This window comes from Bacillus tuaregi (assembly GCF_900104575.1).
GTDB classification, from domain to species: Bacteria; Bacillota; Bacilli; order Bacillales; family Cytobacillaceae; genus Bacillus_BD; species Bacillus_BD tuaregi.
Genome location: NZ_LT629731.1, coordinates 3,621,516 through 3,638,296 on the forward strand (window position 1 = coordinate 3,621,516; position 16,781 = coordinate 3,638,296).

The 16,781-nt window shown below is 38.6% G+C and carries 17 protein-coding genes; 5 read left to right on the plus strand and 12 right to left on the minus strand.

All coding sequences use genetic code 11. The features are described from left to right. Positions 1–357: 357 nt before the first annotated feature. The 5 genes from rlmD to BQ5321_RS19905 all read right to left on the minus strand — a co-directional run bounded on the left by rlmD (position 358) and on the right by BQ5321_RS19905 (position 5,455). Complete coding sequence (gene rlmD, locus BQ5321_RS19885) at positions 358–1,743, minus strand: 23S rRNA (uracil(1939)-C(5))-methyltransferase RlmD (RefSeq protein WP_071396132.1); 1,386 nt, start codon at positions 1,741–1,743, stop codon at positions 358–360. A 56-nt stretch (positions 1,744–1,799) separates the two neighbouring features. After that, the gene (locus BQ5321_RS19890) at positions 1,800–2,429 is read right to left on the minus strand and encodes a TetR/AcrR family transcriptional regulator (protein ID WP_071396133.1); all 630 of its coding nucleotides are present in this window, start codon (positions 2,427–2,429) and stop codon (positions 1,800–1,802) included. Between the two features lie 216 nt (positions 2,430–2,645). After that, positions 2,646–3,467, minus strand: coding sequence for a delta-lactam-biosynthetic de-N-acetylase (gene pdaA / locus BQ5321_RS19895; protein ID WP_071396134.1), 822 nt, complete (start codon positions 3,465–3,467; stop codon positions 2,646–2,648). 136 nt (positions 3,468–3,603) lie between these two features. Continuing rightward, positions 3,604–5,154: a fumarate hydratase gene (locus BQ5321_RS19900; protein ID WP_071396135.1), complete on the minus strand. Its 1,551-nt coding sequence runs from the start codon at positions 5,152–5,154 to the stop codon at positions 3,604–3,606. Between the two features lie 115 nt (positions 5,155–5,269). Then, positions 5,270–5,455, minus strand: a complete 186-nt coding sequence (locus BQ5321_RS19905) for an SE1561 family protein (RefSeq protein ID WP_071396136.1) — start codon at positions 5,453–5,455, stop codon at positions 5,270–5,272. 472 nt (positions 5,456–5,927) lie between these two features. Here BQ5321_RS19905 and yfkAB point away from each other — a divergent pair, with 472 nt between their 5' ends. Next, on the plus strand, positions 5,928–7,031 hold the full coding sequence (gene yfkAB, locus BQ5321_RS19910; protein WP_071396137.1) for a radical SAM/CxCxxxxC motif protein YfkAB: 1,104 nt from the start codon (positions 5,928–5,930) through the stop codon (positions 7,029–7,031). A 72-nt stretch (positions 7,032–7,103) separates the two neighbouring features. Here yfkAB and BQ5321_RS19915 read toward each other — a convergent pair whose 3' ends face one another. Both BQ5321_RS19915 and cax read right to left on the minus strand, forming a co-directional pair. After that, positions 7,104–7,883, minus strand: coding sequence for a YfkD famly protein (locus BQ5321_RS19915; protein WP_139187939.1), 780 nt, complete (start codon positions 7,881–7,883; stop codon positions 7,104–7,106). Positions 7,884–8,047: 164 nt separating this feature from the next. Then, positions 8,048–9,109, minus strand: coding sequence for a calcium/proton exchanger (gene cax, locus BQ5321_RS19920; RefSeq protein ID WP_071396991.1), 1,062 nt, complete (start codon positions 9,107–9,109; stop codon positions 8,048–8,050). A 557-nt stretch (positions 9,110–9,666) separates the two neighbouring features. Between cax and BQ5321_RS19925 the strand changes: the two genes are divergently transcribed. Next, positions 9,667–11,586, plus strand: a complete 1,920-nt coding sequence (locus BQ5321_RS19925) for a heavy metal translocating P-type ATPase (protein WP_071396139.1) — start codon at positions 9,667–9,669, stop codon at positions 11,584–11,586. A gap of 238 nt (positions 11,587–11,824) precedes the next feature. Here BQ5321_RS19925 and BQ5321_RS19930 read toward each other — a convergent pair whose 3' ends face one another. The 3 genes from BQ5321_RS19930 to BQ5321_RS19940 form a co-directional block, all read right to left on the minus strand. Beyond that, positions 11,825–12,628, minus strand: a complete 804-nt coding sequence (locus tag BQ5321_RS19930) for a YihY/virulence factor BrkB family protein (protein WP_071396140.1) — start codon at positions 12,626–12,628, stop codon at positions 11,825–11,827. 136 nt (positions 12,629–12,764) lie between these two features. After that, a complete protein-coding gene (locus BQ5321_RS19935) occupies positions 12,765–13,103 on the minus strand; it encodes a hypothetical protein (protein WP_071396141.1) in 339 nt (112 codons plus the stop codon). Then, the gene (locus BQ5321_RS19940; RefSeq protein ID WP_071396142.1) at positions 13,100–13,582 is read right to left on the minus strand and encodes a low molecular weight protein-tyrosine-phosphatase; all 483 of its coding nucleotides are present in this window, start codon (positions 13,580–13,582) and stop codon (positions 13,100–13,102) included. Before BQ5321_RS19940 ends, BQ5321_RS19935 begins: the two co-directional genes overlap by 4 nt. A gap of 227 nt (positions 13,583–13,809) precedes the next feature. Between BQ5321_RS19940 and BQ5321_RS19945 the strand changes: the two genes are divergently transcribed. Next, positions 13,810–14,034, plus strand: coding sequence for a DUF1128 domain-containing protein (locus BQ5321_RS19945; RefSeq protein ID WP_071396143.1), 225 nt, complete (start codon positions 13,810–13,812; stop codon positions 14,032–14,034). A 64-nt stretch (positions 14,035–14,098) separates the two neighbouring features. Here BQ5321_RS19945 and map read toward each other — a convergent pair whose 3' ends face one another. Then, positions 14,099–14,854, minus strand: a complete 756-nt coding sequence (map, locus tag BQ5321_RS19950) for a type I methionyl aminopeptidase (RefSeq protein WP_071396144.1) — start codon at positions 14,852–14,854, stop codon at positions 14,099–14,101. Positions 14,855–15,272: 418 nt separating this feature from the next. Between map and BQ5321_RS19955 the strand changes: the two genes are divergently transcribed. Next, positions 15,273–15,596: a helix-turn-helix domain-containing protein gene (locus tag BQ5321_RS19955; RefSeq protein ID WP_071396145.1), complete on the plus strand. Its 324-nt coding sequence runs from the start codon at positions 15,273–15,275 to the stop codon at positions 15,594–15,596. Between the two features lie 219 nt (positions 15,597–15,815). Here the strand turns inward: BQ5321_RS19955 and BQ5321_RS24120 are convergent, their stop codons facing one another. Next, on the minus strand, positions 15,816–15,944 hold the full coding sequence (locus BQ5321_RS24120) for an anti-repressor SinI family protein (RefSeq protein ID WP_234978430.1): 129 nt from the start codon (positions 15,942–15,944) through the stop codon (positions 15,816–15,818). Positions 15,945–16,439: 495 nt separating this feature from the next. Between BQ5321_RS24120 and BQ5321_RS19960 the strand changes: the two genes are divergently transcribed. Continuing rightward, the gene (locus BQ5321_RS19960) at positions 16,440–16,769 is read left to right on the plus strand and encodes a helix-turn-helix domain-containing protein (RefSeq protein WP_071396146.1); all 330 of its coding nucleotides are present in this window, start codon (positions 16,440–16,442) and stop codon (positions 16,767–16,769) included. Positions 16,770–16,781 lie beyond the last annotated feature (12 nt).

The window sequence follows — 16,781 nt, forward strand, 5'->3', positions numbered from 1 at the left end:
AACTCTTTACCATTGCTCATTCATTTTTAACAGAATAATTGGGCACCTAACAATAATGAACTAACAATCTATTTATAAAGTTAGACATTTTAAACGCCTCGTAAATCCAAACACCTTACATTATTTTAAATACTTAATATAATCAAGACATTCAATGTATTCCATTACATCTGTCCTGTCTCCTCAACCCTACAAAATCATCCATTCTATCTCCTCAACCTTCCGCTGATTTTTTTAGTTGATATGTTTCCTCAATAAATAAAAATAAGGATTTTCAAGGTTAAAAGGTGCTACCAGACATCGGCAGAAAGTCCTCCAACCTTGAAAACCCTTTATTTATCAGTGTTTTGAATAACCCTATTTCTCCACCCTTGACATCAAGACAACACACTCAACGTGACTTGTCTGTGGAAACATATCAACCGGTTGAATATACTCAACCTTGTACTTAGCTGTCAGGACATGGATATCCTTCGCTAATGTGGACGGATTACAGGAAACGTAAATCAGCTTCTTCGGTTTGATCGTTAGAATCGTCTTTAGAAGCTCGTGGTCAAGTCCTGTTCTTGGCGGGTCCACGATGATGACATCCGGCTTCCAGCCTTCCTTCGCCCATTTTGGCAAAATAACCTCTGCCTTGCCCGTCACATATTTGGCATGCTTGATTCCATGGCGGGCAGCGTTTTTCTTCGCATCTTCGATCGATTCTGGTATCACATCCATCCCGCGGATTTCAGCTGCCTTATCGGCAACCCAGAGTCCAATTGTCCCAACGCCGCAATAGGCGTCCACTACTTTTTCCGTACCAGTAAGCTCTGCAGCCTTCTTCACTTCATTATAGAGATTTACTGTTTGCTCTGGATTCAGCTGAAAGAACGTCCTTGCCGACAATTCGAAGTTTAAATCGCCTAATGTTTCCTGGATAAATTCCTTCCCCTCAAGATTCACGGTCTTTTCACCAAAAATAAGAGAGGTCTTTTGACCATTAATATTCTGCATGATGGATTTTACATTTGGGAGCCTTTTCTTTATTTCTTCAATTAGTTGTTCCTTCTTTGGCAGCTCTGATTTTGCGGTAATCAATACTATTTGCAGCTCGCCTGTTTGAATCCCTACTCGGGCAACAATGGTTCGCACAACACCTTTGCCTGTTCTTTCGTTATAGATTGGAATTTCTAACTTTTGCAGAACCTTTCTTACCGTTCCAATTGCTTTATTTGTTTTGGGATGCTGTACTGTACATTGATCGATATGGATAAGGCTATGAGAATTCATGCCATACAAGCCGGCAAGAACCTTTCCGTCTTTATTGGCAACCTGAAATTGACTTTTATTGCGATAATTCCAGGGATTTTCCATTCCTAATGTCTCTTTAATATCTATTTGCTCCATTTGCAGCTTTGCATGTCTTTCAAATGACTGTATGACAATATCACGTTTTTCCTTTAGCTGTTGATCATATCGAAGATGCTGAAGCTGGCAGCCTCCGCATTCCTCATATACAGGGCATAATGGCTCAACACGAAATTCAGATTTTTTGCGGATGCTTTTGATTTTGGCTTCTGTAAATTTTGGATGCACCTTAATTGCTTCCACCACAACCTCTTCCCCAGGAAGTGCTCCTGGAACAAAGACCACCTTTCGCTTAAAATAGCCTACTCCTTCTCCATTAATACCGATTCGTTTGATTGTCAAAGGAAAGGTTTGATTTAGTTCTATTTTAACATCTTGTGCTTTTTGCATTTTTGCTCACTCCATTATTCGGAAAGATATATCGGTTATATGTAATGTATGGTTGATTAGATTGTCATCCCTTTTGGCGGGAAGACTAATCGGCATATTAATTTTGCTAATTCCATATAATCTGTTTTCTGACCGACCTCTTTTTCTTTTTTCGGTACGTTCTCTAGTATAACCAAAATAGACCAGGCCACCATTTCTAGCTCCAAATCTGGCCATGTCCGCCCCTTTTTCTTTGCTAACTGCAGTCCGGCAAGGATTCGCTTATGCCAATTTTTCCTTGATTGGATTAATACTTCTGCTAGTTCAGGGTCCCTGATGATTAGTTCAGGCAATACCTGATGCAGTCCTATCTGCTCAAGCTGTTTATAATGATTTTCCAGAATAGCTGCTAGAAGCTCCTCTGGGTTCGTCCTGATCCAATTAGGCTCAGGGGGCAGCATTTTATCTAATTGGTCCTGTAATAATGCCATTAGTAATTGTCGTTTATCGGAAAAATAACGGTAAAAGGTGCCAATCGCTACCCCTGCATGCGTAGCAATCTCCTTCGCTGTTGTGGGCTCATATCCATTCTTGATAAATAATTCTCGGCCGCTTTCGAGTAATGAATTCCTTTTTTGCTGGGCCCTTTCCTGCTTCGGTACAAATGGAAAATCTCCCACCAGCTGAAGGTCCTCATGCTCAGACATACAATCACCTCAGTCCTAATAGTACCATACAATAAAAGCTGAACCAAAGTTCATTTTTTCTTTGACAGTGATTAAAAAAATTGTATACTTGAACTACGGTTCATGTTTTTTCAATTACTAATTTCACCCCTTGGAGCTAATTGATTAATACATGAACCGGTCTTTAATGCGGTAAAGTGCTGGGGGACTGTCCCCCAGCACTTTACCGCATTAAAGCTATTTTTTCTTTTTCTTTTTTTTCTGTTGTTTTTTCTCTTGATGATTTTTGTTAGTTAGGTCGTCGAGGCTTTTAAATTTGTAGCCTTGCTTTTTTAAATCCTTTATTACACTTTCTAGTGCATCCGCGTTATCCTTTGAAACCGTGTGGAGCAGAATAATCGCACCCGGGTGAATCTGGTTCATAATATTATCATAGGAATATTGAGCACCTTTTTGCTGATCGGTCAGCCAATCCTTAAACGCTAAGGACCAAAAAACATGTGTGTAGCCCTCTTCATTCGCTAAAGCCATCGTTCTTTCACTGAATATCCCTCGCGGCGGGCGGAGGTAATGCATCTTTTTGACACCTGTTAGTTCTTCAGTTTTTTCTTTTACTTTTTCGAGCTCTTCCTTGAACCGCTCATCACTGACCTGGGATAGATCCGGATGATGCCAGGAATGATTACCAACAATATGACCTTCCTTTACCATTCTTTTCACTAGCCCTGAAGCAGATTCTAAATAATGACCTGTCACAAAAAAGGTTGCCGGTACTTTTTCTTTTTTAAGAATATCTAAAATTTGCGCCGTATAACCGTTTTCATAGCCATTATCAAAGGTTAAATAAATATCCATTTGAGTCGGGTCGCCTTTGTAATACGCCTCATGTTTCTTTAGCAACTCGTCCCATTCCTGCCCTGCTTCAGCCTGCCTTCCCTCTGATGCTTTTTTAAAGCCCCAATGAATTGGACGATTTGGATAACTTTCCGCCGATGCACTTGAAACAAAAACAAAGAATAATACACTTATCATCATTAGCTGTTTGATTAATCTCTTCATGTACACGTCTCCTTATCGGATATTTCTTGTTGTTTTTATTGTTTCTGAGTAAGGCAGAATCATGCGGGATTTACTTTTCCAAAAAAAAGAAAAAGGATAAACCTTAACGGTTTACCCTTTTTCAGAGGAAATATTCTTATTTAAATACCGGTTCTTTAAATTGTGCTAATTTCTCAAGTGAAGACTGGTCAACATCTTTGTGAAGACTGTTTCCATGAGAATCCATTGTTACAACAGCAGTAAAGCCTTCAACCTGCAGATGCCACATTGCTTCTGGAATACCGAATTCTGTTAAATCAACACCGTCTACAGACTTAATACAATCTGCATAATACTGTGCCGCTCCACCGATTGCATTTAAATACACACCTCCATGCTCCTGAAGGGCTGACAAGGTTTTTGGTCCCATTCCACCTTTACCAATGACAGCGCGAATGCCAAAACGTTTCATAATATCTCCCTGGTAAGGCTCCTCGCGAATACTGGTTGTCGGTCCAGCTGCCTTCACATGCCATTTTCCATCCTCATCCTTTAACATAACTGGACCACAGTGATAAATAATTTGTCCATTTAAATCTACCGGTGAATCATTGTCAGATAGATATTTATGAATCGCGTCACGGCCTGTGTACATTCTTCCATTAATACGAACAACATCCCCTACTTTTAATTGGCGAATTTGTTCCTCTGTAATAGGCGCTTGTAGCTCAACAACATTCACAGTGCTTTCTGAAGCTGCAGCCGTTTCTTTTTCAGCCTCTGCCGCCCCAAAGTCAATTTTCTCGCCTTCCTGGTAGCTCCAATCGCTAATTTCTCCACTTTCAGGATTAACGGTCACACCTAGGCGACGGAATGCCCAACAGTTATAAGCAACAGACACAAAGAAGCTAGCTGGAATACGGTTCATAACACCAACCTTACAGCCTAACAGAGTTGTTTCACCGCCAAAGCCCATTGTACCGATTCCTAATTTATTTGCATTATCCATAATATATTCTTCAAGCTGACGCAGCTCTTCAATTGGATTCACATCATCATTTGAACGGAAAAGTTGTTCCTTTGCTAAATCATAGCCACTGGAGCGGTCGCCTCCGATGCCAACTCCGATAAATCCAGCGCTACAGCCCTGTCCTTGCGCCTGGTAGACAGAATGAAGAATACATTTACGAATTCCATCAAGGTCGCGGCCTGCTCTTCCTAGACCCTCTAACTCACATGGAAGGCTGTACTGAATATTTTTATTTTCACAGCCACCCCCCTTTAGGATTAAGCGAACATCAATTGTATCCTTCTCCCATTGTTCAAACTTGATAACCGGTGTACCACCGCCCAGATTATCGCCGCTGTTTTTACCGGTTAAAGAATCAACAGAATTTGGACGTAGCTTTCCATCCTTTGTTGCCTCTGCAATGGCATGGTAGATGGCCTGCTTCATTTCGATTTGATTGGCGCCAACCGGCGTTTTGATTTTAAAGGTTGGCAGACCTGTATCCTGACAAATTGGCGAAACATTATCGTCAGCCATTTTGATATTATTGGAAATCGTTCCAAGAGCCATTGCCGACCTTGTACCGGCATTTTCTTTATCCTTTGCGGCCTTGATGGCACGGCGGACATCCTTTGGAAGCTGAGTTGAAGTTTCAACTATCAGCTTGTACATACTCTCCTGAAATTTTTCAATATTCATGAACGTATTCTCCTTCCCATATATGAAACTCTATTTTTGGATAATTTCGACACCTTCAATTATACTCGTATATAGTCGAATAAAAAAGAAAAAAGAGTCAATTAAATTGACTCTTTTATAAATCACGATGTTTAAATTCACGGCATTTTGATTCTAAATCATCAATCATTTCAATTAAACGATCAATATCGTCGACATCGGTATCCTCAGGATCAATCGCATCTAATACATCAAGAAACATATTAAGACGTTGTTTTAAAAAGGAAACCTGTATATTTTTGTCATGTATCGGACTACCCAAAAAACTCGCTCCTTTCACTATCGTTTCCATCCTATCGAATATTTCTGCTTAAGGCAATACCGGAAAGTAACATAATCAAATTCGCCCGTCGAATTTGCGTCCGGATTACCTGAGCTCGCTCGGGTAAACTACCTTTAAAAAATCGCAAGACTAGCCGGAGGCTTAACTTCATTCAGCCGGAGTTTGACCCTCACTGAATCGAAGAACCATTTGCATTCATCCCCCACTTGTAGAAGAGGAGGACTTCTGTACCTGTCGCAAGCTTTCGGTACAAAAGGCATTTGCTGAATGAAGTTGAAAAATACTATTTTTAGTATCTCCTATCACCATTTGATTACACATTAGGATAATTAACTCATGAAAGCTTAATTTTTTCATATGAATCAGTATTGACACACTTTAGATTAAAATAAATAATGACAATGGTAATAATATCTACTGGAAAATATAGAATGTGGGGAAGGAGAAAAAAATGCTCTCTGAAAAACAAAAATTAACACCCGACTACGATCCTTGGGAAGCTTATATGGATATGACAGAGCATGGGAAGCTGACACTCTCAAATATTGAATTCACGACAACAAACCTATGTAATATGCGCTGTGAGCATTGTGCAGTTGGATATACGCTGCAGACGAAGGATGATGAGGGGCTGCCTATAGAGCTATTATTGAGACGACTTGATGAAATTCCTCATTTACGCTCTCTGAGTATAACAGGAGGAGAGCCGGTTCTTTCACGAAAATCAGTTGAACACTATGTTGTTCCGCTGTTAAAATACGCCTCTGAACGTGGGGTGTACACACAGATTAATTCGAATCTGACTCTTGAGCTTGAACGCTATGCTCCCATTATTCCTTATTTAGATGTCCTGCATATTTCTCATAATTGGGGTACTGAGGAAGACTTTATCGAGGGCGGTTTTGCCAGAATGGACCGCAAGCCAACGAAGGAACAACGAAAAAAGTTGTTTTCTAGAATGATTGAAAACAGCCGGAGTTTAGCAGAAAGCGGTGTAATGGTTTCAGCAGAAACGATGTTGAACAAAAGAACACTACCGCATTTAGAGCATATTCACCAGCAAATTGTTCATGAAATGAAGTGCCAGCGTCATGAGATTCATCCGATGTATCCATCTGATTTTGCTTCTTCGTTGGAAACCTTAAGCCTTGAGGAAATACGGGATAGTATTCACCATCTTCTTGATATTCGTGATAAGGATATTTGGATGCTGTTTGGGACACTTCCCTTCTATAATTGCATGAATAATAAGGTGGATTTACAGCTATTACAAAGACTGTCTTCCGAGAAAAACGTTACGGTTCGAAACGATCCTGATGGCCGCTCCCGCCTGAATATTAATATCTTCACCGGCGATATCATCGTGACAGATTTTGGTGATACCCCGCCACTCGGAAATATTCAAAAAGATCGTCTCAATGATGTATATGACAGCTGGCTACATACCAAACTGGCCGCTTCCCTAAACTGCCATTGTCCTGAAGTTCGCTGTCTCGGGCCGAATGTACTCGTCAAAAACAGCTACTATAAGAATATTGACTTTCAAAGTATGTGAAAAAGTGTCAGGCACCCTATATGGACATTAAACGTCAATTTGTCCTTTTGTGGTGCCTGACACCTTTTCTGCTTAACGTGGCTGCTCGCTCGCGATAAATTGGAAGGATACATGGTCCTGAATTGGAATCCAGGCACTGATTCCCTGCGAAGTTACATTTTTGATTACAATCATTTTCTTTCCACCCTTTAGCATTAAATAGACTTCACCATAGGTGACTTTCCCCTTCTCATTAACAGCGGGTGCATAGCCATGTAAATAGCCAAGCATTTTTGGTGGCACATTGTAGATTTGATCTTTTTTCGTTCCGCCACCTATAACAGTTTCAAAGGATAAGGGCAGGCCAGACTTTTGCATAGCTTTCATCATCATCATATTTTTAACTTCATCAGTATTTGCTACCTTTGCCGTTAAACCTCCGCGGACAATTTTTTGCGCCTCCTGTACATAATGAATCTGATACGGAGAAGTTCCTCCTCGGTTATCATAATAGTTTGTATTGATTTTTTGATATTCCCAATTCGGAGCCGTTTCCACTGAATCATAATTTAACGGCCATTGTCCAAGGTAGACAATCGCACGATAGCCAAGGGCAAATGGCGTACTGTTCACCGTGGTTTCGTTCAACATACGAATGAGATGCGGATTTTCAATTTTTACTTTAGATGATTCAATAAGTTCTTTCGTCAAGTCACTAGGTTCTAATCTCGGCATATCAACTGTAGGGTTTGGATATGTATTATCTTTTGTAATATTCAAAACTGAACTTGGCACCGATATGGACTGTTTTGGTGGCTTTTCTACTTTTTCCTGTTGCTTTTCCGCTTGAGCAAAAGGAAGGAAGGAGAGCATCACAACCAATCCAATAACTGCATAAATCAGTTTTTTCTTCACAATCAAGAACTCCTTTCAATATATCAGGCTGTATTTCACATAGTATATTGTTTTCGGAGTGATAGAAGATTATCCATGTGAAGATGATAATTTTAAATCAAATTTCAAGTTAAATTACATTTTTACAAAAGATAAAATCCAATTCCCATAATTAAATAGGCTGCCAAAAGGGTCGCACCTTCAAACCAGTTCGTTTCACCATCATTTGATATTACCACCGTCAATAGCACAGCGGCTGCCATCGAAATCAGCTCAGGTAATGTAAACACAAGCGGCATCTTAACTGGAAAGAATAAGGATATGAGCACAAGAACCGGTGCCACAAACATAGCCACCTGCAGCGTCGAACCAATGGCAATTTCCACTGCAATATCCATTTTATTCTTAAAGGCCATGACAATAGCTGACGCATGTTCCGCAGCATTTCCAACAATCGCGACAATGATAACCCCAATAAATAATTCGGTCCAACCAAATGATTCCGCAACCGCTTCAAATGTATGGACAAGGTTTTCTGATACATAGGCAACCGCAACCGTTGCAGCAGCAAGAATGGTAATAGCTTTTCCTCTACCCCACTCAGGCTCTTCCGCGTGATCCTCTACCCCATTTTCTTCCTTATGCTGATACACTCCACGGTGTGTGACCAGTTTAAAAAATAGAGCGGCCAAATAAAGGGCAATTAAGATAATGGAAATTCCCACACTCAACGCAATCGTTTTCCCCTCATTCATCGTCATAGAAAATACTTCTGGAATCATAAACGCAACAATCACAGCAAACATCAGGAGACCTGAATTATGCCTTGCATCATAGACATCAAACTGCTGTCGTTTAAACTTAACTCCGCCGATGAAAAAGGATAGACCGGCAACAAGCAGCAGGTTCCCTAAAACCGAACCTGTTAACGAAGCCAGTACCACTCCAACAAGTCCCGCCTTTAAGGAAAAGATGGAAATGATTAACTCTACTGCATTTCCAAAGGTTGCATTTAAAAGCCCTCCAATTCGTGGACCAGCTACTACCGCCAGGCTCTCTGTTGCTCTACCCATATAGCTTGCTAACGCAATAATGGTTAAACAATAAATCACAAATAAAAGAATACTAGGCCAATTCATCAATGAACCGATAATGGACAACGGGACACCAATGAAGGTTAAGAGCATAAAGATTTTATTTACCATGTTCATTTTCAATCCTTTCACTTTTTATTTTGCTCCGAATCTTAATCAAATTCCCCCATCGAATTTGCGTCCGGATTACCTGAGATCGCTCGGGTAAACTACCTTTAAAAAATCGCATGACTCGCCGGAGGCTTAACTTCATTCAGCCGGGGTTTGAACCCCCACTGAATCGAAGGACCATTTGCATTCATCCCCCACTTGTAGAAGTGGGGGACTTCTGTACCTGTCGCAAGCTTTCGGTACAAAAGGCATTTGCTGAATGAAGGTAAAAAAATTCCTCCTTGTTTTGAAAGATTGTTGGAATGATACGACCATACACAACCATATTATGGTATATAAATCCATATTATGGTACTTAAATTTTTCCAGTTTAAATTATAATGCATGTTTCTTTTCTAAAACAGCCGTTATATGATAAAGTTAAAATAATATAAATAAACGTTTTTTTGCTGTCACCAGTCTGGTGGCAGCTTTCGTGTTTTTTAAGGGTATTGATTCTGATTATTTTTCTCAATTAGGAGTTATTAACTATGCTAACAGTAAAAAGGGGGAGCGTAATGGAAACGAAGGCCGAGGTCCTTAATAGGAATGAAACCTTAACACATGAGAGTGTTTGGGAAAAAGTTAAAATCAATGGGGAATTACTAGCAGCCCTCATTTGCGGGTTTTTCATTGTGATTGGCTGGCTTCTTGATCACAATGGATATAATACTCTATCTGTCATCACATATATCACATCATTTATTATCGGAGGTTTTGCAAAGGCAAAGGAAGGAATCGAAGCAACGATTGAGAATAAAGAGCTTAATGTTGAGATGCTTATGATTTTGGCTGCTATTGGCTCAGCTGTTATCGGCTATTGGACAGAAGGCTGTATCTTAATCTTTATTTTCGCTCTAAGCGGTGCATTAGAGACCTATACAATGAACAAAAGCCATAAAGAAATTTCCTCTTTGATGGAGCTGCAGCCCGAAGAAGCCTTGCGTATCACAAATGGACTCGAAGAGCGGGTCAGTGTAGCTGAGTTAAACAAGGGTGACTATATTCTCATTAAGCCAGGAGAAAGGGTACCTTCCGATGGAACAATCACGAGAGGAACAACGACTATTGATGAAGCAGCTATTACAGGTGAATCCATACCAGTAACGAAACAAATTCAGGATACGGTTTTTGCAGGTACTGTGAATTTAAACGGCTCTATTACAGTCGAGATTACGAAACAGGCAAATGAAACACTCTTTCAAAAGATCATTGAATTAGTACAATCAGCTCAAAGTGAAAAGTCTCCTTCACAGTTATTTATTGAACGCTTTGAAGGAAATTATGTAAAAATTGTCCTTGTGACAGTCCTAATCATGATGTTTCTTCCACATTTCTTACTTGGCTGGAGCTGGAACGAGACCTTTTACAGGGCAATGGTTTTGCTTGTTGTCGCTTCACCATGTGCACTTGTCTCCTCTATTATGCCTGCGACTCTATCAGCCATCTCAAACGGAGCTAAACATGGGATTTTATTTAAAGGCGGTGTTCACCTCGAAAATTTAAATCACATCAAGGCAATCGCCTTCGATAAAACAGGGACCTTGACGAAAGGACAGCCAGTAGTAACCGATATTATTGTTCAAAATGGATTAGACGAGAAGGAAGTCCTGCATATTGTCGCTTCAATTGAAAGTCATTCCAATCATCCACTTGCGAATGCCATTGTAAAGCATGCTAAGGAGACTCTTAACATAGAGCTCATTCATCCTGATGGTATCGAGGATGTACCTGGCTTTGGTGTGAAAGCGGTCATTAATCAGGTGGAGTGGAAAATCGGTAAAGCTGGCTATATTGACCTTATAGATGATGCTCAACAAACTAAGGAAATTAAAAAGCTGGAATCAGAAGGAAAAACGGTTGTCTATGTCCAAAGAGGTAAACAGCTAGCTGCCGTGATTGCCTTAAAGGATGTTGTTCGTGAAGAAACGAAAAAGGCTATTGACCAATTAAAGGCGCAGGGAATCTATACGATTATGTTAACCGGTGACAGTTCAAGTACTGCACAGGCTATTTCCGCTGAATGCCATGTGGATGAATATATCGCTGGATGTCTGCCTGAAAATAAGGTGGAGCATGTCAAAAAACTAAAAGAGAAATATGGTAATGTTGCGATGGTCGGTGATGGAATTAATGATGCTCCTGCTTTAGCCACAGCTAGCGTAGGCATCGCGATGGGGGGCGGAACCGATGTTGCTCTTGAGACAGCAGATGTCGTCCTTATGAAAAATGATTTACCTCGAATATCAGAGGCGATTCGTCTTTCCCAGCGAATGAACAAAATCGTTAAACAAAATGTTATCTTTTCCATTACTGTCATTATTCTGTTGATTTCATCTAACTTTTTACAGGCAGTTGACTTGCCATTAGGTGTTATCGGTCATGAAGGAAGTACAATCCTAGTAATTTTAAACGGCTTGCGTTTATTGAGGTCATGATGGTTAAAAGGTCTGGGAAACCCAGACCTTTTACTTTTTAATGGTATCCGTTTGAACCATTAGCAGAGCTAGATGATTTCTTGCTTGATGGATTTTTACTTTTTTGCTGCTTTGTACCGCCGTCTTTCTTTGTATGCTTAGTCACGTGAATGCCCTCCTACAAATAGTTTGGGTTCTTTTCAGCCCTGTCTTATTTTTCACAGTAATAAAAGAAATAACAGAGGTAATTAGAGGTAGCTCAGCAATCCGAATCGGAGCTGAAATAGGCATTAACCTCTCCCCCGATAATAATAATAATTCCCGATATATATAACCATACCATCAAAACAATAATGGCACCTATACTACCGTATGTAGCAGAATAATTCCCGAAATTACTCACGTAAAAGGAAAAGGCAAAGGAAGTCAAAATCCAGCCGATTGTAGCAAATGCAGCTCCTGGTATCGCAGTGCGGCAAGCAACTTTTTTATTAGGAGCAAGCCAATAGAGACCAATAAAAATAACAAAGATGATGACTGAGCTGACAAGCCAGCGTAAAGCATTCCAAACAGCGATAAATTGAGCGGATAGCTCAAACTGAGCAAAAAGAAACATACCAATATGCTTGCCAAATACAGGAAGAATTAAAGCCACTAAAATAACCACAATCATAGCAAATGTTAGGAAAATGGACATAAATCTTGTTCTAAGAAACGAACGTTCCTCTTTTACCCCATAGGCTTTATTTAACGCCTTCACAATCGCATTTAAACCATTTGAAGCAGACCATATTGTACCGATAACTCCAAAGGATAAAAGGGCGCCATTTTTTTTGGACACTTGTTCTAAATGGTTTTCAATCAATTCAATCGTCCCTAGAGGTGCAAAATCACGAACCAAATTGAGCAGGTCTTCCTGATTTATTGGCAAATAGGGAAATAAAGTCATTAAAAAAATAAGTAGAGGGAATAGCGAAAGCAGGAAAAAATAAGATAGCTGTGCTGCAATACCAAAAACATCATCATCTAGGAAGTTCTTCCATAAATGCTTTAATAATTTCATTATATTTCCAGACCTCCTTCCCCTTTTCTCTCAAATCTTTTCCTTCTTAGACTGCTTATGTTATTCAAAAAATATTTATTATAGAATCAATCAACCATGTTTTTTCAATAAAAAAGAAAGGAAAGACAGCAACCGCCTATCTTTCCTTTTCTAATTCAGCCTCATGGTCGAATACTTCTTTAGTGTCCTTTACAATATCGACCACTTGAGGTGTTATTTCTTTTAATTCTTCAATTTTTTCTGCAATAAAGGATACCTCATCCCCTACTCCTTCAATGGTGGTACGTATTCTAGCGGTAGATTCCTTAACAAAATCCACGGCCTCCTGCGGATGCTTCACATAATGTGTTACCTTTCCGGTCGTATTCCGACAGCTCTCCATGACTGAATTTCTTGTGGAACGATCGAATAAACTTATTACCCCTCCAGCAACAGCACCGATTATGACACCTTTCCAAAACTTAGAGCTGCTCATTCTATTTCTCCTTTGGCTTTTAAATTATTTTTTATTTCCTCCAGAAGCTTTTCCGTACCTTCTTTTACAAGCTCATAAACTTCTTCGAAATTCCCACTATAGTATGGATCAGGAACATTCTTTTCCTGCTTGTCTTCTACAAAATCCAGTAAACGTTTGACCTTGACATGTGATGGTATGCTGCCAACCTTTTTTATATTTTTAATATTCTCTACGTCCATACCAATAATATAATCATAGCTCAAATCATCACTAGTTACCTTTCTAGCCTTTAACCCCTTATAAGAAATTTGATTTTTCTTTAGAATTTCCCGCGTTCCTTCATGCGGTGGATGACCAATATGCCAATCACCCGTTCCTGCAGAATCCATTTTTATTACAGCCTCCAGCCCTTCCTTTCTAACGAGATCACGGAACATAGCTTCTGCCATTGGCGAACGACAGATGTTTCCAAGGCATATAAATAATACTCGAACCATTTTTATACCTCCTCCTTTTTTCTTATTTTCTATTATTCAGTACTTTCCTGCAATAGCCATGCTAAAACATTATGATTATTGTATATTTCCATTTTTTTAATATTATTGACATTTTTAATTGAACGTGGAAAGATGAAATGAAAGAATATTATTGTTGCTGCTTCTAACAGTAGCGTCTGTATATCGTCTTTTAATACGACAAGGATAAAACGAGAGGATGAGAACGATTGAACCTAGCTGAAAAATCAGTTGAAAATGTGGAGTATATGATTGAGAAAATAAAAGAAAAATTAAATGTATTAAATTTCGGTGCTATTAAACCATCTCATTTTGATGAAAATATGTATGAAGAGCTAAAAGATATTTATGATTTAGTTATGAAGAAAAGCTCCTTTAGTCCAAATGAAATGCAGGCCATTGTGGAAGAGCTTGGCAACTTAAGAAAGCAATAAAATGATCATGAGGCTGTCACGAATTTTAGGATGCCATACACCTAAAAAGACAGCCTCATTAAAATTATGCTTCCTCTTGGTCCGTTATAATGATTGGACCATTTTTTGTAATGGCAATGGTATGCTCATATTGAGCAGAATTCTTACCATCCTCTGTTCTTGATGTCCATCCATTATTATCCATCTTCATTCGGTAGGTACCGACATTCACCATTGGCTCGATCGTAAAGACCATACCTTCTTTAATACGGGGGCCTTTCCCCGGTAAGCCATAATGAGGAACGTCTGGTTTTTCATGAATCGCATTTCCGATTCCATGGCCAATAAAATCACGAACAACCGAGAAGCCTTCTCCTTCTACATAGGTTTGAATCGCATGACCAATATCACCGATACGATTACCAACCTTTGCCTGTTCAATTCCAACATAAAGTGCTTTTTTCGTAACATCCAGCAGTCTTTGATTTTCCTCAGATACTTCCCCAACTGCATAAGACCAAGCTGAATCGGCAAGTGCACCATTGTAATTAACCACCATATCAATGGTTACAATATCCCCTGTTTTTAATGGTTCCTTTCTCGGAAATCCGTGGCAGATTTCATCATTAATACTGGCACAAGTCGCATATTGATATCCTCGATAACCTTTTTGCTCCGGTGTTGCACCTTGTTTTTTTAGATATTTATCTACGAATTCTTCAATTTCCCATGTCGTCACACCTGGTTTAATCATTTTTGCCAACTGCTTATGGACAGAAGCAAGGATTTCACCAGCCTTTTTCATTTTTTCAATTTCCCTCTCTGATTTCAAAATAATCATCTGTACAGCCTCTCTTCCATTCGGTAAACTACTCATTATTCTACATTCATTGTATGAATTTTCAAGGTGTCTTGCAAAAACTAATCCATTCTTCAACATAGTTAAAAAGCACTAAACCCAACTAAAACAAGTATTTTCAATACATTATTGCATCCAAATAAAAAAACTTCTGAATTTAGACTACTATTTATCGTAAAAATGTGGCAAAATGTGTATGAATAGTGAAAAGTGAAATAATTAAATAATGTAACCCGTTCTATATATGGAACCTATTTTCTATTTTTGTTATTATATTAATATATATAGCAGAAAAGTACGGGGGCTTGCTCATCCTTTTGCATAGATTAGACTCATGAAAAAGGTACTAATAGGGGTGTTTGCAGTCGAGCTGGACAATAATAAAAAGTGAGTGAATTGAATGATTGGTGATCGTGTAAAAAAAATTCGACAAGAAAAAAAGATATCATTATCGGAACTCGCTCTCAAAGCAGGAGTAGCAAAGTCCTACTTGAGTTCTCTGGAAAGAAATTTACAAACAAACCCTTCTATCCAATTTTTAGAAAAAATTTCATCTGTCCTTGGAGTACCAGTAGACAGTTTAATAATGGAACAACCTAATAAAGATGAATTAGATTCGGAATGGATGAAGCTGGTACAGGAAGCCATGGAGTCAGGTGTTTCAAAAGAACAATTCCGTGAGTTTCTCGAATTCAGCAAATGGAGAGAACAGCAGAAGAAATAACTACTGCTAACTAGGAACGCATATGTAAAAGAACTTTAAGATAAGGATAAACTCCTGCATGGATTTTCCTATTTCCCCAAAAGAAAACGAGCATGAAGGAGTTTATTTTACCTTTAAGAGAAAAACAAAAAAGCATTCCTCTTATGAGAAACACTTATTTGATTCTATTCATATGTAAAGTCATATGTAAAGCGGATACCCTAATAATTCCTTAGCGATTTACCTATGTGCTTGATTGTTCAAGAAAGCTCTAATCTCTTCGATTTCAATGCCTAGATTTTTTGCTTCTGTTATTAGCTGGAGCCACTCGATGTCATATTCTATACTCTGTTCCTTCCCCTCACTCACATTAGTATCCTCCCAAACACCTATTCTCAATATTCTAAACCCTAACCATTAATCATCATATATTAATCCTCAAATTCGTCTTTTGTATCTCTTTATTTTAACCTATTAAAGCAATAAAACCTGTCGCTTTTTGTCATTCATCACTCATTCTATTCCTAATTTTACAAAAAATCAATATATTGTACGCAATCTGAACCTTTACTCCTAGGGTCGTGTTTCACATAGAGTAACTTACTAATTTTTTACCCAATAAGTAATGCTACTTTTATAATAGTTCAATGTATTGTTATTTAAATCGCTATTGTTATTTATCATTTCAAGGGATAGTCCCAAGGGATTATTTTGCAATATTCGAAAATTACCTCTAAATACAAGTTTTCTGTCCTTATTGCACCATTTTCCTCTCATATCCTCATTAAATCATATTTTTTAATGAACAGTTTGTTCATTATAATGTATATAACTCTTATATTTATTGGATTAGGAGAAATATACATGATGCAAAATCGAATTAAGAAGTTAAGACAATTAAGAGGGTATTCGATTAATGAGCTTTCAATAAAAGCAGGTATTTCCAAATCCTACTTAAGCTATATTGAAAGAGGCATTCAAAAGAATCCTTCCCTTTATATTCTTTCTAAACTAGCTAGCTCTTTAGGAACTACTGTAGAGGACCTGCTTGAAGAAAATCAAGCTTCTGAAGCAAATGTAAATCATTTGGATGAAGAATGGATGGCTCTTTTTTCAGAAGCTATTAAACACGGGGTTACGAAGAAGGATTTCTCACTTTATATAGATTTCGTTAAATTTACTAAGCTTCGTTGAGGATTTTCAATA

Coding starts and splice junctions, on each gene's coding strand:
- rlmD (WP_071396132.1), bottom strand. CDS start 1,743: ATGCAAAAAGCACAAGATGTTAAAATAGAACTAAATCAAACCTTTCCT.
- BQ5321_RS19890 (WP_071396133.1), bottom strand. CDS start 2,429: ATGTCTGAGCATGAGGACCTTCAGCTGGTGGGAGATTTTCCATTTGTA.
- pdaA (WP_071396134.1), bottom strand. CDS start 3,467: ATGAAGAGATTAATCAAACAGCTAATGATGATAAGTGTATTATTCTTT.
- BQ5321_RS19900 (WP_071396135.1), bottom strand. CDS start 5,154: ATGAATATTGAAAAATTTCAGGAGAGTATGTACAAGCTGATAGTTGAA.
- yfkAB (WP_071396137.1), top strand. CDS start 5,928: ATGCTCTCTGAAAAACAAAAATTAACACCCGACTACGATCCTTGGGAA.
- BQ5321_RS19915 (WP_139187939.1), bottom strand. CDS start 7,883: ATGCTCTCCTTCCTTCCTTTTGCTCAAGCGGAAAAGCAACAGGAAAAA.
- cax (WP_071396991.1), bottom strand. CDS start 9,109: ATGGTAAATAAAATCTTTATGCTCTTAACCTTCATTGGTGTCCCGTTG.
- BQ5321_RS19925 (WP_071396139.1), top strand. CDS start 9,667: ATGGAAACGAAGGCCGAGGTCCTTAATAGGAATGAAACCTTAACACAT.
- BQ5321_RS19930 (WP_071396140.1), bottom strand. CDS start 12,628: ATGAAATTATTAAAGCATTTATGGAAGAACTTCCTAGATGATGATGTT.
- BQ5321_RS19935 (WP_071396141.1), bottom strand. CDS start 13,103: ATGAGCAGCTCTAAGTTTTGGAAAGGTGTCATAATCGGTGCTGTTGCT.
- BQ5321_RS19940 (WP_071396142.1), bottom strand. CDS start 13,582: ATGGTTCGAGTATTATTTATATGCCTTGGAAACATCTGTCGTTCGCCA.
- map (WP_071396144.1), bottom strand. CDS start 14,854: ATGATTATTTTGAAATCAGAGAGGGAAATTGAAAAAATGAAAAAGGCT.
- BQ5321_RS19955 (WP_071396145.1), top strand. CDS start 15,273: ATGATTGGTGATCGTGTAAAAAAAATTCGACAAGAAAAAAAGATATCA.
- BQ5321_RS19960 (WP_071396146.1), top strand. CDS start 16,440: ATGATGCAAAATCGAATTAAGAAGTTAAGACAATTAAGAGGGTATTCG.